The sequence below is a fragment of the Devosia sp. Root685 genome (genome assembly GCF_001427875.1).
Classification (GTDB): domain Bacteria; phylum Pseudomonadota; class Alphaproteobacteria; order Rhizobiales; family Devosiaceae; genus Devosia.
Genome location: NZ_LMHK01000004.1, coordinates 291,840 through 313,789, shown reverse-complemented (window position 1 = coordinate 313,789; position 21,950 = coordinate 291,840). Strand labels below are relative to the sequence as shown.

The following is a 21,950-nucleotide window of genomic DNA, read 5'->3' as shown; positions in this document are numbered from 1 at the left end:
ATCATGCGCGTGCTCGTTACTCGTCCGGAGCCGGATGCCCAGGCCAGTATCGATCGGCTGGCAGCGCTCGGCATTGACGCGGTGGCGGCCCCATTGCTGAGGCGGGCCGCGCTCGATTTTCATCTGCCGGCTGTGTCCGGCTTTGCGGCCCTGGCCGTGACCAGCGCCAATGCCCTGCGAGCGCTAGAAGACAAGGGTATGCTCGCCGATCTCATGCATCTGCCGGTCTATGCGGTTGGCGATCGGACGGCGCACGAGGCGCGCGAACTTGGTTTTGCCGAAGTGTTCAGCGCCGGCGGTACGTTCGAGCGGCTGACGACGATGCTGGCGCTGGCGCGTCTCGAAGGGCCGGTGCTTTATCCGGCCGGGCGGCATCTTAGCGGCGACCTGGCCCAGGCACTGGCCCCCCATGGGATCATGGTGGTGACGGCGACGGTCTATGACATGGTCGCCGAATCGCATTTTCCGGACCGCACGCTCACCGCGCTCGAAACTGGCGGTCTTGATGCGGTGCTGGTCTATTCGAGGCGAACGGCCGAGATTTTTTGCACGCTGGTGGGCGAAAGACTCAGCGCGGCAAAAAAGCGCGATCTGGCGGTGTTCTGCCTGTCGGAAAATGTCGCGCAGCCGCTCGTTGAAAAGCATTTTACCCGCGTGCATCTGGCCGACCGGCCGGATGAAGAAGCGATGATGTCCCTGACGCTGGCTTTTGCCCGCGAGCAATCTGGGTCATGATCGGGCAAGGCAGAAGGAGCGCACATGGCTGATCCCAAGGACAAGACAAGCGCCGCAACCCCAACCAGCCCCGCCGGCAAGTCCGGCGCGGTAAAGCCACCCGTGCTCGAAGGCACGGCGCGCCCGGCCGAATCGATTAAGCCCGCGGCGGCTAAACCTCAACCAGAGGCCAAGCCCGACCCGGCCAAGACCACTTCGGCAAGTGCGGCGACGACGAAGCCCGAATCAAAACCGATCGCGCCGCCGGTTTCTTCCGCTGAATCGGGGGCTGGTGCCGCGTGGCTCGCCGGTCTTGTTGGCGGGGTCGTAGGTCTCGGTGCTGCTTATGGGCTGGCACTGCTTGGCTACTGGCCCGCGGTCGCTCCGGTGGCGCAGCCGGCCGATCCGCGTATCGCCACCTTTGCAACGGCCGTGCCGGAGCTTGAAACCGTCACCTCCACCCTGCAGGGTGAATTGGCGCGGCTGACGGCGCGGGTTGCTGGCCTTGAAACCAATCCGGGCGTCCCCGCTCCGGCCGAGGATGCGGCATCGTCCAGCCAGATCTCAGGCGACCTCGCGGCTTTGAGCGCCCGGGTCGATGAATTGACGGCGGCCCCGCAGGCCGTGAGCGAAACCGCCAGCAAAAATGCCGCTGCCATTGCGGCCCTCGAAGCCGAACTGGCGGCCTTGCGCCAGGCTTCGTCCCAGACGCAGACCGACCTTGCCGGTGTTTCGGCCAAGGTCGCGACGCTCGAAACGGATTTTTCTGAAGGCACCGCGATCGAAGCGGGGCAGGTGCGCCTGCCGCTCATCGTTTCCGGATTTGAAACGGCTTTTGCCACCGGCGCCGCTTATGACGCGGAAGTGGCGGCGCTGCGGCAGGCGCTGCCCAATCTCAGCGTCCCCGAGCCCGTGCTCGCTAGTGCCATGACGGGGCTCAAGCGGCCCGATCTCATCGCGCGCGATTTCAACGCTGTCCTGCCCGATATTTTGGCCGGCCGGCCGGTTGGCGCCAATGCGGGCTGGCAGGAAGCAACGTCCGACTGGTTCCGCGGCATCATTGCCCTGCGCCCGACCGAGGCGGTGGAAGGCGATGGGCCGGAGGCCGTGGTCGCCCGGCTCGAAGGCGCCATCGGGCGCGGCGATTTCATCGCGGCCAAGACCGAACTCGATGCCCTGCCGCCGTCCATGCGGACGGCCACGGGTGCGGTGGCCGAAGAAATAAGTCAGCAGGCGGCGGCTCAGTCCTTCCTCGCCTCGCTTCGTCAGGCGGCGCTGGCGGGGGGGAATGGCGCATGATCCGCCTTGCTCTCTGGATCATCGGTTCTCTTGTCGTCGCAGCGCTGGCTGCCTGGCTCATGGCCCTGCCGGGCACGCTGACGCTGGAACTGGCCGGCTATCGCATGCAGCCGCGCCTGGGCACGGCCGTGGTGCTGTTGCTGCTTGCGGCAGCGCTTATCATTCTCGTCTGGGCCGTTGCGCGCCGCATTTTTGGGGCGCCGCGGGCCATGGCACGGCGTCGTGCCCTGCGCCGCCGCGAGCAGGGGGTCGAAGCCCTCTCCGATGCCGTTATTGCCCTCCAATCGGGCGACCCGGCGCGGGCGCGACTTCTTGCGCGTGAAGCGCAGGCGCGCCTTCCTGAAAACAGCGCGGCAAAATTGCTGGAGGCGCGGGCCGATCTGGCTGTGGGCGACATGCCGGCAGCGCGCGAGCACTATCGGGCGTTGATCGCCAGCGACAAGACCGCCTTGGCCGCCCTGACCGGGCTTTATGACCAGGCGCGAACCCAGCAACGGCCGGAAGCGGCGCTGACGTTTGCGCGCAAGGCACTGAGTCTGGCGCCCGATAGTGGCTGGGCGGCGGAAGCCGTTTTTGACGATCTGGTGCAGCGTGGCCATTGGGCCGAGGCCGTGGCCATGGTCAATGCCGAAGTGCCGCCGGGCCGCGAAGGCCGGGCCAAAAAGCGTCGCCGTCAGGCGGTCATCGAGACCGCCCGGGCGCGCGACGCGGAAACCAGCCAGCCGCTGGCGGCGCTAGAACATGCGCTGACGGCGCTCAAGCTGCTGCCCGATTTCGTGCCGGCGGCACTGATCGCGGCGCGCGTCCATATCAATCAAGGCGAGAGCCGCAAGGCGATGAGCCTCCTCCGGCGCATCTGGCGCGCGACCGGTCATCCCGATATCGCCGCGCTCTATGGTCACGCCCAGCCCGGCGCCTCGGCGGTCGAACGGTTGAAGCGCATGCGCGAGATTGTCGATACGCCGCCCGAACACCGCGCGGCTGCCATGGCGCTCGCCCGTGCCGCGGTGGATGCCTATGATTGGCCGCTCGCCCGCGACGTGCTGCTGCCCTATGCCGGGCCGGATCTCACCGAGGGCGTTGCCAGCCTCATGGCCGAAATCGAAGCAGGGGAAAGCGGCGATCAGGGCAAGGCGCGCGAATGGCTGGCCCGCGGCCTCCGGGCAACGCGCGATCCGGCCTGGACGGCCGATGGGCTGGTGAGCGCCGAGTGGGAGCCGATCTCTCCAGTCACCGGCAAGCTCGATGCTTTTGAGTGGAAAGTGCCTGTGACCAGCAATGCGCGGCCTCTGCCGCTGTCGGTGGCCTCGGGTGAAGGCGCGGAGAATTTCCCCAAGCCTGCCCCGGTCTTGCCTCTTGCGCCGGCGGAAAACCACCAGTAAAAGACCGCCATCCGTTCGGGCCATGGCCCGCCCGGCGCCGCTTTAGCTCAGTTGGTAGAGCACATCATTCGTAATGATGGGGTCAGGTGTTCGAGTCACCTAAGCGGCACCATTTCCTTTTCCACTCAGAACGGTTCCGCCATTTCGGCGCGCGCGCTTTCGTAGGCGTGGCGGGCCGAGGCGCGGATGCGCAGATGCGTGCCCTGCTTGATCGTCTGGGTGAAGAGCTGTTCGCGCTCGTGGCTGGTCGACAAAAAGAACGGAAAGCGCTGGGCGACGCGGGTGCGGATGTTTTCAACCGGCGCGCCGAAAAGGGCGACCGGGAAATGGAGGCCCGGATAGCTTCTTGCTTCGCTCATGATTTCCGAGCCGAAGACGCGCTTGTAGAAGGGCCCATGTTCGGGACGCACGAGAGCGAGGCACAGGTCGGCGTTGAAGTGTACCGAGGCCATGGCGGCAACGCGCAGCGTCAGGAAAGGCAGGGCGGGATAGGCCAGCGATGCCTCGCGATCCGCGGTAAAACGGCTCGGGTCGATGAAGGTCCTTCCCGCATCCACCATCGGCGTCAGGATGTCCGGACACACTTTCATACTGGGCGAGCGGCGATGGTCCGCTGTCAGGTGATGGAGGCGAATGGAACTGACCAGTTCGCCCTTGATATAGATGCCGAAACTCATGGCATTGGGCGTTTCATCGAGATCGTCAATGCAGATTTCCTCCGCATTGTGATCCATGAACCCCTCACGCACATAGGCGCGGTAGCGCAATTTGTAGATCGGGTCATCGATGACGCTGGCATCGACCCGCGCATAGCTCACGTCGTCGAGCACATCGATAAGGGCTCCCGAAAAGCGCGAGGGTTCTCCGGCGCGGACCGCGGCCGCGCTGTCCTTGTCGATCGCCATGCTGATTGCCGCCCGCTTTCAATTGCCTCGGTGGGACGTTAACGATCTATTAACCTTGATAAAAGTTGACATTGCCGACGTGGTTAATTTGCCGGCTTTGCCCCACTAAAGCGCGAGACCGGCCTCAGGTCGATGAAACAAGGCGCAGCGATACCGGGTTTTGCTGGGAATGCTGCTGTTCAAGCAGGCGCGAGATTGCCTCAAAGCTCACCGGGGCGCCGAACAGGTAACCCTGGATGAGATCGGCCCGCGTATGGTTGATGACGAAATTGAGCTGAACCTCGGTTTCGACGCCCTCGATCGTGGTGAGAAGGCCGAGATCCTTGCCGATCTGCACGACATTGGCGAGCAGCTTGAGCGCGTGTTCGTCCGTTTCGATGCCGGTGAGAAAGGAGCGATCGATCTTGAGTTTGGTGAAGGGCAGGGCGCTGAGATAGCTCAGCGATGAATAGCCGGTACCGAAATCGTCGAGCGCCACGCCGACCCCTTGCTTGACGAGCTTGAGGAGCGCGGCGGCGGCGGCATCGCGTTCCTCGATGACCGTGGTTTCGGTCACTTCGATCTCAAGCCGTCCAGCGGGGAGGCCGCTTTCGAGAAGCGCGCGGCTGACCATGTCCTCGACATCGGCGGAGCCGAAATCGCGCGCCGAAATATTGACCGCGACGTGGGTATTTCCTGGCCAGGTGTGGCAATCGCGTGTCGCCTTGGCGAGCACGAAACGCGTCAGGTCGGTGATCATGCCGGTTTCTTCGGCGATGGGGATGAAGGTTGCCGGCGGGATCGGGCCATAGGTCTCGTGATCCCAGCGCGCCAGGGCCTCGCAACCGACAATGCGATTTTCGCGCGGGTCGACGACGGGCTGATAGGCCAGGTGCAATTTGCCTTCGGCAATGGCGGTCTTGAGGTCGAGCTTGAGCTGCTGGCGGAGCTGATATTCGGTATCCATGCGGGCATGGAACGTCATGATGCGGTTCTTGCCGTCCGCTTTGGCTCCGTTGAGCGCCAGATCGGCCTTGATCATCAATTGCTCGAAATCGTTATGGCGTTCCGAGGACGAAACGAGGCCGATGCTGACATCGATGTCGAGGCAGCGACTGGGCAATTGATAGGTCTGGTGGAGGCTCGTGAGCAGGCGCTCGGCGTCCGCTTCGATACCGTCGGGCCCGCCGGACGAGACGTAGAAGGCGATGAACTCATCCCCGCCTAGGTGCCCGACAATGGCCTTTTCAGGCAGGGCGTGGGGCAGACGGCGCCCAAGTTCGTGCAGCAATTGATCGCCGGCGAGATGACCGAGCGTGTCGTTGATATGCTTGAAATCGTCGATATCGAGGATCAGCAGCGCCGCATGGTCCGCTTCGAACGTATCGAGCCTCGCGTCGAGCGCCTTTTCGACCAGTTCGGCGAAATAGGCGCGGTTGGGCAGGCCCGTCAGCGCGTCATAGCGCGCCATATAGCTGATGCGCTCCTCGGTGGCGATGCGCTCGGAAACGTCTTCGAACAGCAGCACGGATTTGGCTTCGCGCGAGGAAATCGAGGCTTCGAAATAGCGCCCCTCGGCATTGGCGATCAGCACCTTGCCGCTCGATCGGGTGTCGATCAGCACCTCGATGCGCCGGGCGGCGGCCTGCGGCACGGCGCCGGTGGCAAGGGCATGTTCGAAGAGTTCATAGAGCGGCCGTCCGATCCAGTCGGCCGGATTGTCGATGCCAAAAGCCAAAAGCGCGGTGTCGTTGGCCACCTCGATCAGGTGGTTGCGGTCGAGCATGAGGAGACCATGCGCCATGGTGTCGAGGGCAGCATCGAGCTGACCGGCAAGGGCCGAGGCCTTGGTGCGGCCATGCACGGCGCGCAGCAGCACGTTTCGCGCATTGCCCGCGATCTTGCGCAGCGACAGGAAGAAGGGCAAGAGCAGCAGGGTAAGAAGGGCATAGTAGATATTGCCCACCAGCAGCAGCCCCAGGCACAGGGGCACGGCGATGAGCAGGACCTGAATGGTCATCAGCTTGTCGATGGCGAAATTGCGCTGCGAGACGCCGACCAATACGGAAACCGAAACGCTGGCGGCGGTCAGTTCGGCAAAGGCATCGTCGACGACCCAAAAGCTGATCAGGCACCAGACCCCATAAAGTAGCGCGATGGCGGCGGCGCCCAGGGTCGCCCGTCCCTCCCAATAGAGCGCGGCTTCGACATCCTCGTCGCCGAGCACCACATCGCTGAAAGCCCTCATATCGAGATGGCGCAAAAAGCCGACGACGATGAACATGACGGCGATGCAGCCAAGCACCGGCGCGCGCGCTTCGAGCGCTGCCACGGAAGCGGCCAGCGCCGAACCATAGGCGCCCAGCAACATCGACAACCGGTCTGCGTAAAGCGAGCGGATCATCGACACGTAGTCGATGGGCGGCAGTAATTTATGGGCGGCTTGAAACATGCCGGTCCTGCTGGAATACGGATCCGTGGGGGTGATCCGCCGCCCCGACTTCAGTCAGTGGCAGTTTGGGTCTATTCGCCACGCTCGTGGCATGTGGCCGCCCATTCTTGGCGTGGCCGTTTCTGGTTGATGCTCGAATTCAACGCAGGTCCGGTTAAGACGGTCTTGAATGTTGAGGGTAAGATGAACTTCGTCGCCGCTTTCCCGTTGCCAAGGTGAACCCTTGCTTAATGTGGTTCCATCAAGTTGAGGAGGCCGAAATGGCAGACAGGCTCAAGCCCGCGGAAATCGCTGCAGCGCGCAGCAAACTGACCGGCTGGACGATCGAGGACGGCGAGAAACAGCTGCGGGGATCCTTCAAGTTCAAGGATTTTTCCGAGGCATTTGGATTCATGAGCCGCGTGGCCCTGCTCGCCGACAAGGCGGACCATCATCCTGACTGGTCCAATAGCTACAACAAGGTCGAAATCGTGCTTTCGACCCATGACGCGGGTGGGTTGACGCAGAAGGATATCGATCTGGCCGAAAAGATCAGCGCCCTTCTCTGATCGCCTCTCTTTGCCAGAAACCGGGACATATCAGTGGAAATTCCGGCCTTTCGGCATGGCGCCATAGGCCCGGCGGCGGGCCATTTCCACTTCGCGAACGGCATTGCGGTCGCGGCTCTGGCTGCCCGGCGGGCCGGACTTTCCCTCGTCGGCCCGGGCCACGATCCTGTCGCCAAAATCCTTGCCATGGGAGAGGTCGAGCAGGTGCGGGGTCAGGTCGGTCATGTCCTCGGCGATGATGTGGGTGACAATGCCCTCGCGCTGCAATTGCCCCCGCACGGCCAGCATGCGGCTCGAAAGCAGCGTCTTTCGCATGGCGTCGTTTTCAAACAGCTTTGGCCAGACGACGATATTGGCGACCCCGGTTTCGTCCTCGAGCGTCACGAAGATAACCCCGCTCGCCGTGCCCGGCCGCTGCCGCACGAGGACGAGCCCCGCGACCTCGATGCGGTGGCCCGGCGTCACGGTTTCGAGATTTTGAGCCCGCGTCGTGCCACGCTCCATCAGCATGGGCCGCAGGAATTGCACTGGGTGACCCTTTAAGGACAGGGACAGGGTCGCGTAGTCGTGGATAACCTCCTCGCCCGGCGCCATGAGGGGAAGGCCGGCGGGTTCTTCAACGGGCGTTTCCCTCGGCGGCTCGATAGCGAATAGCGGCAGGGTTTCGGCGCCATGCGTGCCGATCAATCCCTTTACAGCCCAGAGCGCCTCGCGGCGGTTCAGCGCGAAACTGGAAAAAGCATCGGCGCGAGCGAGTTTTTCGAGGCTGGCAATCGGTACGCCGGTGCGCAGCCAGAGATCGCGAATGGAGGTAAAACGTCCCTCAGCGCGCGCTTCGACGATCCGCTCGATGTCCTTTTTTGCCAGACCCTCGATCTGCCGCAGCCCCAGCCGCAGAGCTTTTTTGGTCCATATGTCCTTTGTCATGACCGCATGGCGTGGCCACACATGCTTGCCGACCTCCCAGCTATCCTGCTCGAGGCTGGAATCATGGTTGGAAACATTGATGTCGGGCGGCCGGATTTCGACGCCGTGCTCGCTGGCGTCCCGCACCAATTGGCTCGGCGCATAAAAGCCCATGGGTTGGGAATTGAGGAGCGCACAGGCGAACACATCGGGATAATGGCATTTGAGCCAGCACGAGGCATAAACGAGGAGCGCAAAACTCGCGGCATGGCTTTCCGGAAACCCATATTCGGCAAAGCCTTCGATCTGGGAGAAGCAGCGCTCGGCGAACTCTTTGCTATATTGCTTGCGCTTATTGTTCATCATCCCGGTGATGAAGCGTTCCTTGAAAACTTCGATTTTCCCGGTGCGCCGCCAGGCGGCCATGGCGCGGCGAAGCTGATCGGCCTCGCCCGGCGTAAAACCAGCACCGATAATGGCCATTTGCATAGCCTGCTCTTGAAAGAGCGGAATGCCGAGGGTTTCTTTCAAAACCTGATCCAGTGGATCGTTGGGATCGGCCGTCCATGGCTCGATGCCTTCGCGCCGTTTTAGATAGGGATGCACCATGCCTCCTTGGATGGGGCCTGGCCGAACGATGGCGACTTCGATCACGAGATCATAAAAACGAGACGGTTTCAGTCGCGGCAGCATGGACATTTGCGCCCGGCTTTCGATCTGAAAAACCCCGATCGTGTCTGCGCGGTGGGTCATCTCATAGACCGGCTTGGCGATCTCTGTTCCGTTTTCCTCGTCACTGAACCCTTCATTCTGCAACTCGTTCAGCGTCACCGCATGCTGGTAATGCTCCTTCATCAGACCAAAAGCGCGCTGCAGGCAGGTCAGCATGCCCAGTGCCAAAATATCGACCTTCAGGATTTTGAGGGCGTCGATATCGTCCTTGTTCCATTCGATGATGGTGCGGCTCTCCATGGCCGATTTGCTGATCGGCACCAGGCTTTCAAGGCTGTCGCGGGTGATGACGAAGCCGCCGACATGCTGGGAAAGATGCCGCGGAAAGCCGCGCAGCACTTTTACGACCTCGAACATTTGCGCCAGCGTGGGATCATCGGGATTGAGCCCGATATTGCTCACGTTCTTTAGATCCAGCGACGAACCCCAGCCCCAATGGAGCTGGTTGAAGGCGGCAATGGTGTCGTCGGAAATGCCAAACACCTTTGCGGTTTCGCGAATGGCACTTTTCGAGCGGTAGGAGATGACATTGGCCGTCAGGCCGGTCCGCTGGCCACCGTATTTTTTATAGACATATTGCATCACCTCCTCGCGCCGCTCGTGCTCGAAATCGACGTCGATATCGGGCGGCTCGTCGCGCTCGGTGGAGATGAAACGGCCAAAGACCAGCGTGGCCTTTCGGGGGTCAACCTCGGTGATTTCGAGGCAATAGCAGACAGTCGAATTGGCAGCAGAGCCCCGCCCCTGGCAAAGAATGCCTTTTTCGTAACGGGCGAACTGAACGATGTCGTGCACAGTCAGAAAGTAAGCCGCATAGCCCTTGTAGGCGATAAGGCAGAGCTCGCCCCAAAGCGTCTTCTTGAGTTCGTTGCTAAGGCCTTTAGGAAAACGCTTTTCGGCTCCAGCCCAAGTTAGTCGCTCCAGGGTCTGCTGAGCGGTCTCGCCATTGCCGACGGTTTCCTCGGGATAATTGTATTCGAGCTGGCTGAGTGCAAAGTGGATCCGGGCGATGAATTTTTGCGTTTGGGCGATTGCGTCCGGATGCTCTGAAAAAAGCTCGGCCATTTCGCGCGGACTTTTGAGGTGGCGCTCGGCATTGGCGGTGAGGCGAAAGCCGGCTTCTTCGAGGGTAACATGCTCGCGGATGCAGGTGACGACATCAAGCAGCATGCTGCGGTCGGGCTCGTGATATTGAGCGTCATTGCTGGCGATCATGAAAGCCTGGTGCCGCTTGGCTGTGGCCTCCACCCGGTTGAGCCGGGCGCGATCCTGTCCATCAAAGCGCGGCGTGCCGGCGACCCAGACGCGGCCCGGCGCCTGCCGGCTCAGGCAATCGAGCGTCTTTTCGGTAAGCGCCCAATCGCCCTCATCGGGAAGGAGGATGAAAAGTTGGCCTTGGGAAAAATCTTCGCTGGGCCCTTGCTCCCCCTCTGAAGTGGCATTGGGGGGGCCAAAAAGGTCGTCAAAAAAGAGCGTTGGATTACCCTTTTCACCGCGATGATTGCCGATAGTCAGAAGCTTGCAGAGCCGTCCATAGGACACCCGGTCACTGGGATAGGCGACGATATCGGGTGTGCCATCGGCAAAGGCCAGCCGCACGCCGACGAGATAGCGAAAGTGGGGACTGAGTGCCTTATTGTCCCGCGCCGTCACATAGCCGCGCACCACGCCGGCAAATGTGTTGCGGTCGCAAAGCCCGAGTGCGGTCATGCCCAGATGCATGGCGCCTGCGACCATTTCTTCCGGATGCGAACCCGAGCGCAGGAAGGAAAAATTGCTGGTGGTGATGAGCTCGCTGTAAAACGGCTGCTCGGGCGTAATAACCGTTTTGGGCGGGGCGGCGAGGGCGTTCATGGGAAAAACCCATGCAGGTACCAGGTGGGATTTTTCGACCCATAAAGCCCCTGCCGAAACACCCAAAAGCGGCTGCCGTGCTGATCTTCGACGACATAGTAATCCCGTGTGCCGGCGTCGGGATTGAACTGGGGCAGGGCGGGTTCATAGGGTTTCGGTTTTTTAGGATCGGGTTCGACCAGTTTCAGCCGCTCCCCTTTTCGCCACCATTCCCCGCCCAAGCGTTCCGGCCCCTGGCCACGCACCAGGCGATAGGTTTCGCCGCGCCAGACCATGGAGGCGGGCAGGCCATGGGGCACTTCGGCCATGATGGCGACGGCCTCGGGCGCGGGGAGCAGTTTTAGCGGGCGTTGCAGGACCGGGGCTGCGATGGCAGGCACTGCCGCGCCTGATTGGACCGGGACCAGTCGCGCCGCCCGCTCCGGCAGGCGGCTCGCGACCAGTTCCGTGCGCAAAACGGCGAGCGGGCCGAGCCGGCTCGTTAGCCGGTCATTGAGGCGGTCGATGTCTTCAGTCCCCTCTTCGATGGAAAAGGCGCCGGTCTGCACCGCATCGAGCCGATCGGTGCTGCTGGCCGCCAGCCGCACCATGTCGATGCCGAAACCAGGATCATATTCCGCCTCCAGGCGCTGGGAGCGGTGATGGAAGAGGTCGGCGATATGATCGGGGTCGCGCGTTACCCGTCCAGCATTGAGCGAAAGGGTCATCACCTTGTGATCGACCCGATAGAGAAAGAGGTGAAAGGCCTGTGCGCCAAGACCTTGGGCTTCGAGGGTCTCTTTCAATTTGACCGCCAGGTCATGCACTGTGCGCAGCACGTCATCCATGAGGCTGATGGGATCGGCAAACCGCCGCTCGGCAAAATACTCCACCAGCGGCAGGCGCGGCGTCATCCGCTCCTCGATCTCGCCAAAGGCCTGGTCGAGCCGAATGAGCAGGCTGGCGCCGAAACGGGCCTGCAGCGGTTTTCGCGGGTATTGTCTTAACTGCCCCACGGTTTTGAGGCCCATCTGGGTGAGGGTAAGAAGCTGTGCTTCTTCGAGCCGCAGTGCTGCGACGGGCAGGGCATCGAGGAGGGTTACAAGATTATCGTCCCCGACCACCTGACTCCGGGCAAAATGGCTGATCGCCCAGGCGGCGCCGATGGTCGGGGCAATGGCGCCTGAAACCCTGTAGCCCAGCGCACGCAGGCGGATGATGAGCTTGCTCAACATCCTCGCTTCGCCCTCGAAAAGGTGTGAAACCCCGGTAATGTCGAGCACGAGATCGCCAAAGCGGCTCACATCGGTCATCACCGAGACGAGGGGGCTGGCATTGGAGTGCCAATCGGCAAAATCGCCAAAGGCGGCTTCCAGTCTCGGCCGGTCGATTTCCCGTACCGTTAGCTGGGGCCAAATGGCGCGCGCATCGGCGAGGTTCTGGCCCAGGCGCAACCCATTCTGCAGGCCTTCGGGGTCGAGCGCTGCCAGGCGCAACCCGCCCTTGATGCGCTCATAAAGCGCCAGCGGCTGGTTTTTTAGCGCCGGCTCAGCTCGCTTGAGATAGTCGGTGGGCCAATAGGGCAGGTGGAGCGCCAAGAACCGGCGTTTGTGCCTGGGATTGGCCAAGGCCAGCTGGCTGGGAGAAGATTGCAAAGCCATTTTTCCGCGCCTCCAACATCCAGTCCATTTGATTGCCGGCGATCCGGCCGCGTTCGAGTTTCAGGCGCCAGCGCGCCTTGCCCGGGGCGCGGTCGTCAAAGGCATGGCGGCCGCTTCGCTGCGGCATGATCTGCCAGCGCAGGTGCCCGGCGCTGCTTTCCCGGCGGGTCCCGTAGCGCAGCATGAAGAGCGAAACGCGATTGGCGCTGGCGCGCAGGCTCAGCCGCCGGCTGGCGGTGAAATTGAGCAGTTTCGAAGCGCCCCGCACCTCGGCGATGATGGCCGCGACCGCCCGGCAGGCCGTTGCTTCTTCGGTCGCCCATAAAAATTCGGTCATGTCGGCGACCCGCACGATCACCAGTTTTTCAGGATTGATTCCAAACCAGCTCAGGCCCGGTCCATAGGGCAGGCCAAGGTGTTTTCCCTCATGGGCAAGTTGCACGTAATAGATCGTCGAGCGCCGCGTCGTGAGCAGGCTTTTCGCCTGGGTCAGGGCAAAGGCAAGGCTTGCGCCGCTGTCGCGGGCTCCGTTGGCATAGACTTCCTGCACCAGACCCGAAGGCAGCGCGGGAAAGGCGCCGGGTTCACTCCGCGGGCGATTGGCCGCCTCCGCCAGTGCCGGCTTGCGCTCGATATCGGCAATGGTGTCCCGCAGCGCGGCGAGGCGCTGTTGGCGATCCGGGGCTGACATGATGAAACTGCCTATTAGAACATAACGAGAACATGTTGACTCCGAATCCGCCGGGAGTCGAGTCTCTTTTCGTGTCCTCCCAAAAGAGGGTGTGGCCGGGCTGCATCAGGCGCGGTCAAGACCGCGTGAGATCAACCGGCACCCATTGAGCAAAAAGCCCTTCTGCCCCAGTCTTTGCCTGCGGCCTCCCGGCTCACTTGCAAAACCCGTTCCTTCACCCCGTCCACGAGGCTGAAAGCCATGTTCGAGGCCCTGACCCGTCTGTTTCAAAAAACCGAGACGGCGACGAACAGCAATGATCCAAAGCTGTCGGTGGCAGCGCTTCTCGTGCACCTGGCCGCGGTCGATGGCACGATGAAGGACGAGGAGCGCAAAACCATTCGTGGCGCGCTGATGGATCACTACGATCTCGATGAGCAAAGCGTTGATCGCCTGATCAAGCAGGCCGCCGAGCGCGATGCCGAGGCGGTGGATTTTTACCGGTTCACCACCGGCATCACCCAGCTGCCGATGGAAGATCGCATCGAAATCATCCGCATGATGTGGACGGTGGTCTATGCCGACCGGCAGAATCACGAGCTTGAAGACAATATGGTCTGGCGCATTGCCGAACTGATCGGCGTCTCGAGCCGCGACCGCACCGTCTTGCGCAACCAGATCCGCGGCAAAAGCGACGAAGCCGAGGCCTAGATCATTTCCCGGAAAATGATCAGGCTCAGTAGGCGGTAAATTTTCCGATCACTTCGGGCTCGTCCGTGGCGCAATCGAAATTGCCTGCCTTGTCGGCAGCTGCGCGGGCGAGGTCGTTGGCGTCCTTGTTGGCCAGCGCATCGACATAGGCGATGTGGCAGGAATTGCCGTCCTTGATCTGGCTCACCACCAGCACCTGGCCGTTGTTCTCGCCGGTTTCAGGGTCGGCGGTGTGATAGCGCACGATGGTGGCCACCGGGAAAAAGTAGCCCTTTGCGTTCGAGAGGCGCCATTCGAGTTTTGAGCCGAGATTATTGAAGGGTGGCAGGGTCTGGAAACCGGCCGAATTCTTCTTTGGCTCAAACCCGTAGCTGACGGAAAACCTCAGGTCGCCCTCCTGCACCATCACCGGAAACCCCTTATAGCCCGGGCAGGCCCAACTGGCGCCAAAATCGTCGGCTTCGAGCACCAGGCACTGGTCGATATCGAGGTCGGTATAGGCGCTGGTAAAGCCCGCCAGAGCCATGGCCGGAGTGGCGCACGTCACGGCCAGAACCAGAAAAACACGCTGCAACATGATCGGCCTCCTCGCCGCGAGATGATCGAGACCATTGCTGCCGCAATGATCGAGATCAATTGCCGGACACAATGATCGGGTTATTGTGCTGATAACAAGGAGAAGAGCATGTTCAAATCCCTGCTTATTGCCACCGATGGATCGGAACTGGGCGACAAGGCCGTGGCCGCCGGCGTCGAACTCGCCAGGGTCCATGGCTCGAAAATCCTCGTGCTGACCTCGACCGATCCGGTGGCAACCGGCATCGGCGCCGGCGGTTTCGGTACTTTCGATGCGGGTCCGATCATTGCCCAGCTCGAAGACGATTATGCGGCCCAGGCAAAAAAACTGCTCGATGCTGCCCGGCAGAAACTCGAAGGGGCCGGCATTGCTGCCGAAACCCTGCATGTGCCGCGCCATCGCCCGGCCGATGCCATTCTCGAGGCTGCGAAAGAGCGTGGCGTCGATACGATCATCATGGGCTCCCACGGCCGCCGCGGCCTTGGCCGGCTGTTGCTCGGCAGCCAGGCGTCCGAAGTGCTGGCGCGCTCCAGCGTGCCGGTTCTTATCGTCAAATAGGCTTTTGCATTCTGGCCGAAGCTCTTCGTCCTGCGGCGAATGGCTTCGGCGCCTCGCCGATTTACGGCTTGCCTTTGGCCGGGGTTCTGCGGCAGAACCCCTCCGTTCCGCCCCTCCCTGACGCAACGGACCCGCCCAAATGAACATCGACGCCATTCCGACCGGCAAGAACCCGCCAGACGACCTCAATGTCATCATCGAAGTCCCCCTTGGTGGCGAGCCGATCAAGTATGAAATCGACAAGGATAGCGGCGCGCTCTTCGTCGATCGCTTCCTTTATACGCCGATGCGCTATCCCGGAAATTACGGCTTTGTGCCGCATACCCTGTGCGGCGATGGCGATCCGCTCGACGTGATCGTGATGAATTCCCGCCCGCTGGTGCCCGGCGCCGTGGTGCGCTCGCGTCCCGTCGGCGTGCTGTTCATGGAAGACGATGGCGGCCAGGATGAAAAGATCATCGCCGTGCCGGTCAGCAAGCTGACCCCGATGTATGACAACATCAAAGACATCGAGGATTTTCCGGCAATCCAGCTTGAGCGCGTGAAGCACTTTTTCACGCACTACAAGGATCTCGAGCCCGGCAAATGGGCCAAGATCGACCGGGTCGGCAATCTGGCCGATGCCCGTCGGGTGATCCTCGAATCGATCGAGCGCGCCAAGAACGAGAAGTAAGTTTTTGAAGATTGGGCGGGGTTCTACTCCGCCCTTTTTCTTTTGGGCTTTTGGTTTCGCTGACGCCACCCCATTCTCGATGACAGCCGGTGGATGTGATAGTGCTTGCTAACTCTTGAGGTCATGGCTTTCATGGCGGGATGCCGCTTCCCGCCTTCGATGTCAGACTCTTCCAGATTGCCACAAAGCCGCTCGATCCGGCTGATTGGCTCGATCCGGATGCGGGTATGGCAGCGCAGCTGGCAGAAAAGGCGCGGCTCCGCCAATCCCATCTCCCCGAGATTTTTGCCGAACTGCCGGATAGCCGACCCGCCCAGACGGAGTTGCTGGCCCTGCTTGCCGATTATCTGCCGTCCCGTTTTCCGCACCTTTGGCAAAGGCGGGACGAGAGCCTGCTGGTCGTTCCCACGGGTGATCTCGTGCCGCTGGCCGGCATTCCGCTCCTGCAGGCCGCAAAATTCGTGCAGGACGATCTTCTTATCCTTTCCCGCGCGGAAGCTGGCTGGCGCCTCACGGCGGCGAGCCTCAGCTTTCCGTCCTCCTGGGTACTGTCCGAAAAAATTGGAAAAGTGCTCGACGCCATTCATGAACCGGTGCCCGGCTTTGGCCCTACAACCCGCCCGGCCCAGCTCATGGCCCGCATGTTCGATGCAATGCGGCCCGAAACCCCGCTCATCCGCTGGAACTGGTCGCTCTATGGCGACCAGCGCCTCTTTCACCCCGATGTTTCGGGGCCAGACACGCCGCGTTTTGGCACAGGCGACAGGGCCGATCCGGTAAACCTGCGCATCGAGCGGCAAACCCTCAGAAAACTGCCGCAAACCGGGGCGGTTGCCTTCACCATCCGCATTTCGCTGGTCGATCTCGATACTTTTGCCGGTTTTTCCGATGCCAGAATTTTGGCCGCAAGCCTGCATGCCCAGCTTCTGGCCCTGACCCCGGAACAACTCGGCTATAAGGGGCTCACCCGCGATCGCGACCGCGTTCTCTCCCGTCTCGCCGGCATAATGTGAAACGCTTGCCCAAATCAGTCTGCCGCGCCTAAATGGGAAAAATCCTGAGTAGGCTCAGTATATGCGCGAAATCACCGTTGCCGATCAACTGAACTGGGCCGCCCGTCTTCTGGCGCGCGAGACGGAAACCATGCTGGGGCCCATCGGGCTCAATCCTGCCTATGTGCCGGTGCTACTTGCCCTTTCGTCCGGCGGTGCGCATACCCCAAAAGGTCTTGCCGAGGCAGCTTCCGTCGAACAACCGACCATGACGGCCACCATCCAGCGCATGGAGCGCGATGGTCTTGTCACGCGAAAACGCAATCCCGACGACGGCCGCAGCGCGCTGATCGTGCTGACACCGGCGGGTTATGATCGCATTGCCGATGTCGAGCGCGCCCTCGACGCGCTCAATGAATTGCTGCTCGAACAATTTACGACTTCCGAGCGCGGCCAGTTTCTGGAGCTCTTGGGGCGCGTGGTATCGGTGCTGGAGGTACAGACTGGTAGAGTGGGGTAGGCGGGTTTCTATCTCAATTTCGACGCTACAATCACACACCGCATTGGGCTACTTGGCTCGCTGGTCCACGCTACCATCTGGTGCAAGTCTTAGGCCTAATGTGGCTGAAACAATGCCGTTGAAGAACTCCGTTTTCCACCTTCCGCAATTTCGTCCAGAAGCGCTATGAGGCTGTCTCGTTGCTTTTCATGGGAAAGAAACTCTCCGCGACTGAAATTTTCGGTAAGGCGAGGTGGCTTCTTTGATCTAAAGAACAGATGATCTTTGGAATAAACCTGCGTGATCTCATTGATCGCTTCTACAATCCAAGGAGCCGCTAAGAAAGAGGCGCAGTTGTGAAGGCCAGAGCGTCTAGATGGGGTACACATATACACACAAAGTTTCGGAGTAAGTGGGACTAGAGCTCGCCCCCGTATTCTTAACCCAACCAAATTATCGGTCATCCAGTCAAGAACGCCATCGCCATGAAGAAATTCCTTCCACGGGGAACGAATTAGAATAAAAAATAGGTTCGAATTACTATCGCGTTCCAAGGAGTCACGCGCAATCCTATAGAATTGCCGTATATTCATTTTTCCGATATTTTCATCAGGAGGCAGATCGAACCATTCTGGTACATGCTCATATTTGTGTCGGCGCGCCGGGAGACGAATGAGCAGCGACATAATAAGCCGTGCTAGTGACAACAGATCATCCCGCTTTATTTCGTAGAAGCTGCACATGTCACTAAGCGTGCGATCTCGTTTTCGTAGCAAGCCCATAAGCGAGATGAATTCTTTAATGCTCCTACTCCCTCGCGCCGGCATCAGATCAAGACTGGTAATCACTTGATGCACACTGTTGTCGGCGGATTCGAAATCATCTTCGAAGTTTGTTGTCCAAGGGCCATTGAGTAACACGGTGTGACCGTGCGCCTTCTTGGCAACCTTGCGATTTTCGGATTTCTTTTTGGTCACCATGCCACTTGGATTAACCCAAGAGATATTGCCGGTTCGATCGGTCCAGTGCTTCTGCAAGCCCACTGGCCACCAATGATGCTCTCTTGAATTCTGCTTCTTTGCCATTTGGGCCCGCTGCGACTGAATCACTGTTAGTGTTTATCTTAGCAGCACATTTTTTGGACATGCGATCTCTGGCATTTAGCCCAACTGACTTGAAAGCAGTCAGCCCCAATCAACTCCCTTCGCGACACCATTCTTGACCGCGCAAACCCGCCCTGCATTGGCGGCGCTTGTTAAGAGCGCTGTTTTTCTATAATAGCCGCACCGAAAAGCGCCAGTTTGCCGTCAATGCAGCTGGCGTTTCCTGTTTTCCGCATGATTTGGCCGTTTGCTTTTCGCGCCGCTGGACCATGCCCAACGCCCCGGTGCCCATGTCCCTGCGCAATATTGCCATCATCGCCCACGTTGACCACGGTAAAACCACCCTGATCGACGTCCTGCTCAAGCAGTCGGGCTCATTTCGCGAAAACGAGCGCGTTGAAGAACGCGCCATGGACAGCAATGATATCGAGCGCGAGCGCGGTATCACCATTCTGGCCAAGGTGACCTCCCTCCTCTGGAAGGACACCCGCATCAATATCGTCGACACCCCCGGCCACGCCGATTTTGGTGGCGAAGTCGAGCGCATCCTCTCCATGGTCGATGGCGTGGTCATCCTCGTCGACGCCGCTGAAGGCCCGATGCCGCAGACCAAGTTCGTCCTCGGCAAGGCGCTGGCCCAGGGCCTGCGCCCGATCGTTGCCATTAACAAGATCGACAAATCCGACGAGCGCCACCTCGAAGTGCTCGAAGAAATCTTTGACCTGTTCATCGCCCTCGACGCAACGCCCGAGCAGCTCGACTTCCCGGTGCTTTATGGTTCGGCCAAGCAGGGCTGGATGGCATTGGAGCCGGAAGGTCCAAAGGAAAGCTTGGGACCGCTGCTCGACAAGGTCATCGAACATGTGCCGCAGCCAAGCGTTGAAGAAGGCGCGTTCCGCATGCTGGTCACGACCATCGAACGCAACCCGTTCCTCGGCCGCATCCTGACCGGCCGCATCACCTCAGGCACCGTCAAGGCCAACGACCCCATCCACACGCTCAACCGTGAAGGCAAGGAAGTCGAAAAGGGCCGTGTTTCCAAGGTTCTGGCGTTCCGCGGCCTTGAACGTACGCCGGTCGATATCGGTGAAGCCGGCGACATCGTCGCCATTGCCGGTCTCGTCACGTCCACGGTCGCCGACACGCTTTGCGCCACTTCGGTGACCAAGCCCATCTCTGCCAAGCCGATCGATCCCCCGACCCTGTCGGTGACCTTCCGCATCAATGACGGCCCGCTGGCCGGCCGCGAAGGCGACAAGGTGCAGTCCCGCGTCATCCGCGAACGCCTGATGCGCGAAGCTGAAGGCAATGTCGCGATCCGCGTCACCCCCGGCGACGACAACGATTCCTATGACGTTGCCGGCCGCGGCGAACTTCAGCTCGCCGTTCTCATCGAAAACATGCGTCGCGAAGGCTTTGAGCTGACCATCGGTCGCCCAAAAGTCCTGATGCAGGACGTGGATGGTGTCCGTCACGAGCCGATCGAAGAAGTCATCATCGACGTCGATGACGAGTTCACCGGCACCGTGGTGCAGAAGCTCACCGAGCGGAAGGGCGAACTGACCGACATGCGTCCGTCCGGCGTCGGCCGTACCCGCATTCAGCTGCTGGTCCCCACCCGTTCGCTGATCGGCTACCAGCCCGAGCTGCTCTCGGACACCCGTGGCACGGCTATCTTCAACCGCCTGTTCCACTCCTTCGTGCCCTATAAGGGCGAACTGCCCGGCCGTCGCACCGGCGTCCTGATCTCGAACGGCACCGGCCAGTCGGTCGCCTTCGCGCTCTGGAACCTCGAAGACCGCGGCCCGATCATGATCGACGCCGGCGTCGACATCTATGAAGGCATGATCGTAGGCGAGCACTCCCGCGAGAACGACCTTGAAGTGAACGCGCTCAAGGGCAAGCAGCTCACCAATATCCGCACGACCTCCAAGGACGAAGCGGTGCGCCTGACGACCCCGAAGAAGCTGACCCTCGAACAGAGCCTCGGCTATATCGCCGAAGACGAATATGTCGAAGTGACCCCCAAATCGATCCGCCTCAGGAAGATCTGGCTCGATCCCAACGATCGCAAGCGCATGAGCCGCGCCGCCAAGTCGGCCTGATAAAACAAAAGGGCCCCACGGAAACGTCGGGGCCCTTTTTTTGCCCTGCACGTCGGCTACCCGACCACCAACAAGGAGATTGCCGCATGACCGATTGGATTATCCAGACCATTTCCGAACTCGGATATCTGGGGATTTTCCTCGTCATGCTGGCTGAATCGATCTTTCCGCCCATACCCTCGGAACTGATTATTCCCTTTGCCGGCTTTGCCGCCGCCAATGGCGATCTCAACCTTTTTGGCGTGCTCGCGGCCGCCACTGTGGGCGCCGTCGTCGGCATGCTGCCCTGGTATTATGCCGGCCGGATTTTTGGCCTTTCCCGCGTGCGCTACCTGGCTGACAGGTTCGGCCGGGTGATGGCCTTCAATGCCGACGAGATCGACATTGCAGTGAAATGGTTTACCCGCTTCGGCCCGGTCATCGTGCTCTTCGGCCGGTTGATCCCCTTGATCCGCACGCTGATTTCCATTCCTGCGGGCCTGTCGCGCATGAGCCTGCCGGTATTCCTTCTCGCCTCGACCTCGGGCGCGCTGATCTGGAATACCTTTCTCACCATGGCCGGCTATCTCCTCCATGAGCATTACGAGATGATCGAAGTGGTGCTCGATCCCTTGAGCTACGTCGTCCTCGGCCTCGTCGTCGTGCTTTACCTCCTCAAGGTCGCCACCTGGAAGCCGAGCAGCGTCAAGGCCTGATCTATTTGCCTCGCATTTTGCAACGCGCTTCGCATTTTGCGAGGCGCAGATCCTTCAAAAAGATCAATCGTAACAAGTGCTTAATCTTTGCCCCCGGTTTTGCGGGGACCGCACACTTGGCACGCTTCGTGCAATAGAAAACCTGTCCGGACCCTTGTACTGCATACCGGATGTCAGTCATTTGGGCCCCGTATCGCTTGCCCGGTGCGGGGCTCCGGCTTTTCTGGTGCCCGGTCTTGCCGCTCTAGTCCTAACCCACTAGATAAATGACACCTTTTCTCGCGGAGACGCCCATGCGCGCCGTTCTCGACATCATTCTCATCCTGCTCCAGCTCTACTGGTGGGTGCTGCTCATCATGATCATCATGAGCTGGCTGATCTCGTTCAACGTGATCAATACCCGCAATCAGTTCGTCGAAGCGGTCTGGCGCGTGCTCAATCAGCTGACCGAACCGGTGCTGCGTCCCTTGAGGCGCGTGCTGCCCAATTTCTCGGGCCTCGACCTGTCCCCGCTCGTTGCCTTTCTGATCATCTTCTTCATCCAGTCGATCATCGGCTACTATATCTATCCCGCCGTCATACGTGCCGGCGTCTAGCTTCTTCCGCCCGACGCCGGAGGGACTGCTTATGTTCCTCCGCGTCACTCCAAATGCGGGGCGCGACGCTATCGATGGTGCCGAAAGCCGCGACGATGGCTCCACCGTCCTCCGCATTCGCGTCAGCGCCGTGCCCGACAAGGGCAAGGCCAACGCCGCGGTTATCGCGCTCCTCGCCAAACCCCTCGGCGTTCCCAAATCCTCGATAAGTCTCGTCAGCGGCGACACCGCTCGAATGAAAACCGTGCTCATCTCGGCGGCCTCTGCGGACGTAGAGGCGCGCCTCAAGGCCCTGGCTTAAATCGTCCGCGACAAACCGTCACACTTTCCAATTGCTTAACGAAACAATCCCGGTAATCT

Annotated in this window: 20 protein-coding genes and 1 tRNA gene; 14 read left to right on the top strand and 7 right to left on the bottom strand. The window is 60.8% G+C overall.

The genetic code is table 11. The features are described 5' to 3' along the window. Positions 1–3 precede the first annotated feature (3 nt). From ASD83_RS18925 to ASD83_RS18910, 4 genes are all read left to right on the top strand, one after another. A complete protein-coding gene (locus tag ASD83_RS18925; protein WP_156386052.1) occupies positions 4–735 on the top strand; it encodes a uroporphyrinogen-III synthase in 732 nt (243 codons plus the stop codon). A gap of 24 nt (positions 736–759) precedes the next feature. Beyond that, positions 760–2,013, top strand: coding sequence for a COG4223 family protein (locus tag ASD83_RS18920; protein WP_056313875.1), 1,254 nt, complete (start codon positions 760–762; stop codon positions 2,011–2,013). Beyond that, the gene (locus ASD83_RS18915; protein WP_056313872.1) at positions 2,010–3,395 is read left to right on the top strand and encodes a heme biosynthesis protein HemY; all 1,386 of its coding nucleotides are present in this window, start codon (positions 2,010–2,012) and stop codon (positions 3,393–3,395) included. The genes ASD83_RS18920 and ASD83_RS18915 overlap by 4 nt, the downstream gene beginning before the upstream one ends. 36 nt (positions 3,396–3,431) lie before the next feature. Continuing rightward, positions 3,432–3,507, top strand: a tRNA-Thr gene (locus ASD83_RS18910). Positions 3,508–3,520: 13 nt separating this feature from the next. Here ASD83_RS18910 and ASD83_RS18905 read toward each other — a convergent pair. Beyond that, the gene (locus tag ASD83_RS18905) at positions 3,521–4,300 is read right to left on the bottom strand and encodes an N-acyl amino acid synthase FeeM domain-containing protein (protein WP_056313871.1); all 780 of its coding nucleotides are present in this window, start codon (positions 4,298–4,300) and stop codon (positions 3,521–3,523) included. Positions 4,301–4,424: 124 nt separating this feature from the next. Then, positions 4,425–6,731, bottom strand: coding sequence for a putative bifunctional diguanylate cyclase/phosphodiesterase (locus tag ASD83_RS18900; protein WP_056313869.1), 2,307 nt, complete (start codon positions 6,729–6,731; stop codon positions 4,425–4,427). A 260-nt stretch (positions 6,732–6,991) separates the two neighbouring features. Here ASD83_RS18900 and ASD83_RS18895 point away from each other — a divergent pair, with 260 nt between their 5' ends. After that, a complete protein-coding gene (locus ASD83_RS18895; RefSeq protein WP_056314068.1) occupies positions 6,992–7,279 on the top strand; it encodes a 4a-hydroxytetrahydrobiopterin dehydratase in 288 nt (95 codons plus the stop codon). A gap of 30 nt (positions 7,280–7,309) precedes the next feature. On the opposite strand, the gene ASD83_RS18890 is transcribed toward ASD83_RS18895, so the two are convergent. Genes ASD83_RS18890 through ASD83_RS18880 form a run of 3 tightly spaced genes read right to left on the bottom strand, consistent with a single transcriptional unit; the run spans position 7,310 to position 13,102 of the window. Continuing rightward, positions 7,310–10,771, bottom strand: coding sequence for an error-prone DNA polymerase (locus tag ASD83_RS18890; RefSeq protein ID WP_056313867.1), 3,462 nt, complete (start codon positions 10,769–10,771; stop codon positions 7,310–7,312). After that, a complete protein-coding gene (locus ASD83_RS18885) occupies positions 10,768–12,411 on the bottom strand; it encodes a Y-family DNA polymerase (RefSeq protein ID WP_082561349.1) in 1,644 nt (547 codons plus the stop codon). Before ASD83_RS18885 ends, ASD83_RS18890 begins: the two co-directional genes overlap by 4 nt. Further along, entirely contained in the window at positions 12,299–13,102 is an 804-nt protein-coding gene (locus ASD83_RS18880; protein WP_056313863.1) for an ImuA family protein, read from the bottom strand. Before ASD83_RS18880 ends, ASD83_RS18885 begins: the two co-directional genes overlap by 113 nt. A gap of 240 nt (positions 13,103–13,342) precedes the next feature. Between ASD83_RS18880 and ASD83_RS18875 the strand changes: the two genes are divergently transcribed. Then, positions 13,343–13,792, top strand: a complete 450-nt coding sequence (locus ASD83_RS18875) for a TerB family tellurite resistance protein (protein WP_056313861.1) — start codon at positions 13,343–13,345, stop codon at positions 13,790–13,792. A 25-nt stretch (positions 13,793–13,817) separates the two neighbouring features. Here the strand turns inward: ASD83_RS18875 and ASD83_RS18870 are convergent, their stop codons facing one another. Beyond that, positions 13,818–14,369: a hypothetical protein gene (locus ASD83_RS18870; protein ID WP_056313858.1), complete on the bottom strand. Its 552-nt coding sequence runs from the start codon at positions 14,367–14,369 to the stop codon at positions 13,818–13,820. Positions 14,370–14,477: 108 nt separating this feature from the next. Here ASD83_RS18870 and ASD83_RS18865 point away from each other — a divergent pair, with 108 nt between their 5' ends. The 4 genes from ASD83_RS18865 (at position 14,478) to ASD83_RS18850 (ending at position 17,112) form a co-directional block, all read left to right on the top strand. After that, entirely contained in the window at positions 14,478–14,927 is a 450-nt protein-coding gene (locus ASD83_RS18865; RefSeq protein ID WP_056313856.1) for a universal stress protein, read from the top strand. A 139-nt stretch (positions 14,928–15,066) separates the two neighbouring features. Continuing rightward, on the top strand, positions 15,067–15,600 hold the full coding sequence (gene ppa / locus ASD83_RS18860; RefSeq protein WP_056313854.1) for an inorganic diphosphatase: 534 nt from the start codon (positions 15,067–15,069) through the stop codon (positions 15,598–15,600). A gap of 140 nt (positions 15,601–15,740) precedes the next feature. Beyond that, positions 15,741–16,613: a heme-dependent oxidative N-demethylase family protein gene (locus ASD83_RS18855; RefSeq protein WP_056313852.1), complete on the top strand. Its 873-nt coding sequence runs from the start codon at positions 15,741–15,743 to the stop codon at positions 16,611–16,613. A 61-nt stretch (positions 16,614–16,674) separates the two neighbouring features. After that, positions 16,675–17,112 carry a MarR family winged helix-turn-helix transcriptional regulator gene (locus ASD83_RS18850; protein ID WP_056313850.1) on the top strand — a complete coding sequence of 146 codons (438 nt, stop codon included), beginning with the start codon at positions 16,675–16,677 and terminating at the stop codon, positions 17,110–17,112. 95 nt (positions 17,113–17,207) lie between these two features. Here the strand turns inward: ASD83_RS18850 and ASD83_RS21075 are convergent, their stop codons facing one another. Continuing rightward, the gene (locus ASD83_RS21075) at positions 17,208–18,176 is read right to left on the bottom strand and encodes a hypothetical protein (protein ID WP_156386051.1); all 969 of its coding nucleotides are present in this window, start codon (positions 18,174–18,176) and stop codon (positions 17,208–17,210) included. 308 nt (positions 18,177–18,484) lie between these two features. Here ASD83_RS21075 and typA point away from each other — a divergent pair, with 308 nt between their 5' ends. The 4 genes from typA to ASD83_RS18830 all read left to right on the top strand — a co-directional run bounded on the left by typA (position 18,485) and on the right by ASD83_RS18830 (position 21,891). Then, positions 18,485–20,299, top strand: a complete 1,815-nt coding sequence (typA, locus tag ASD83_RS18845; protein ID WP_056314067.1) for a translational GTPase TypA — start codon at positions 18,485–18,487, stop codon at positions 20,297–20,299. 86 nt (positions 20,300–20,385) lie between these two features. Further along, entirely contained in the window at positions 20,386–20,994 is a 609-nt protein-coding gene (locus ASD83_RS18840) for a DedA family protein (RefSeq protein WP_056313848.1), read from the top strand. Positions 20,995–21,287: 293 nt separating this feature from the next. Beyond that, complete coding sequence (locus ASD83_RS18835; protein WP_056313846.1) at positions 21,288–21,590, top strand: YggT family protein; 303 nt, start codon at positions 21,288–21,290, stop codon at positions 21,588–21,590. Continuing rightward, positions 21,577–21,891 carry a DUF167 family protein gene (locus ASD83_RS18830; protein WP_274532590.1) on the top strand — a complete coding sequence of 105 codons (315 nt, stop codon included), beginning with the start codon at positions 21,577–21,579 and terminating at the stop codon, positions 21,889–21,891. The genes ASD83_RS18835 and ASD83_RS18830 overlap by 14 nt, the downstream gene beginning before the upstream one ends. Positions 21,892–21,950: the final 59 nt, after the last annotated feature.

Excerpts from the sequence above, each read along its gene's own strand:
- ASD83_RS18925 (WP_156386052.1), top strand. The coding sequence starts at position 4 with ATGCGCGTGCTCGTTACTCGTCCGGAGCCGGATGCCCAGGCCAGTATC.
- ASD83_RS18920 (WP_056313875.1), top strand. The coding sequence starts at position 760 with ATGGCTGATCCCAAGGACAAGACAAGCGCCGCAACCCCAACCAGCCCC.
- ASD83_RS18915 (WP_056313872.1), top strand. The coding sequence starts at position 2,010 with ATGATCCGCCTTGCTCTCTGGATCATCGGTTCTCTTGTCGTCGCAGCG.
- ASD83_RS18905 (WP_056313871.1), bottom strand. The coding sequence starts at position 4,300 with ATGGCGATCGACAAGGACAGCGCGGCCGCGGTCCGCGCCGGAGAACCC.
- ASD83_RS18900 (WP_056313869.1), bottom strand. The coding sequence starts at position 6,731 with ATGTTTCAAGCCGCCCATAAATTACTGCCGCCCATCGACTACGTGTCG.
- ASD83_RS18895 (WP_056314068.1), top strand. The coding sequence starts at position 6,992 with ATGGCAGACAGGCTCAAGCCCGCGGAAATCGCTGCAGCGCGCAGCAAA.
- ASD83_RS18890 (WP_056313867.1), bottom strand. The coding sequence starts at position 10,771 with ATGAACGCCCTCGCCGCCCCGCCCAAAACGGTTATTACGCCCGAGCAG.
- ASD83_RS18885 (WP_082561349.1), bottom strand. The coding sequence starts at position 12,411 with ATGGCTTTGCAATCTTCTCCCAGCCAGCTGGCCTTGGCCAATCCCAGG.
- ASD83_RS18880 (WP_056313863.1), bottom strand. The coding sequence starts at position 13,102 with ATGTCAGCCCCGGATCGCCAACAGCGCCTCGCCGCGCTGCGGGACACC.
- ASD83_RS18875 (WP_056313861.1), top strand. The coding sequence starts at position 13,343 with ATGTTCGAGGCCCTGACCCGTCTGTTTCAAAAAACCGAGACGGCGACG.
- ASD83_RS18870 (WP_056313858.1), bottom strand. The coding sequence starts at position 14,369 with ATGTTGCAGCGTGTTTTTCTGGTTCTGGCCGTGACGTGCGCCACTCCG.
- ASD83_RS18865 (WP_056313856.1), top strand. The coding sequence starts at position 14,478 with ATGTTCAAATCCCTGCTTATTGCCACCGATGGATCGGAACTGGGCGAC.
- ppa (WP_056313854.1), top strand. The coding sequence starts at position 15,067 with ATGAACATCGACGCCATTCCGACCGGCAAGAACCCGCCAGACGACCTC.
- ASD83_RS18855 (WP_056313852.1), top strand. The coding sequence starts at position 15,741 with ATGCCGCTTCCCGCCTTCGATGTCAGACTCTTCCAGATTGCCACAAAG.
- ASD83_RS18850 (WP_056313850.1), top strand. The coding sequence starts at position 16,675 with ATGCGCGAAATCACCGTTGCCGATCAACTGAACTGGGCCGCCCGTCTT.
- ASD83_RS21075 (WP_156386051.1), bottom strand. The coding sequence starts at position 18,176 with ATGGCAAAGAAGCAGAATTCAAGAGAGCATCATTGGTGGCCAGTGGGC.
- typA (WP_056314067.1), top strand. The coding sequence starts at position 18,485 with ATGTCCCTGCGCAATATTGCCATCATCGCCCACGTTGACCACGGTAAA.
- ASD83_RS18840 (WP_056313848.1), top strand. The coding sequence starts at position 20,386 with ATGACCGATTGGATTATCCAGACCATTTCCGAACTCGGATATCTGGGG.
- ASD83_RS18835 (WP_056313846.1), top strand. The coding sequence starts at position 21,288 with ATGCGCGCCGTTCTCGACATCATTCTCATCCTGCTCCAGCTCTACTGG.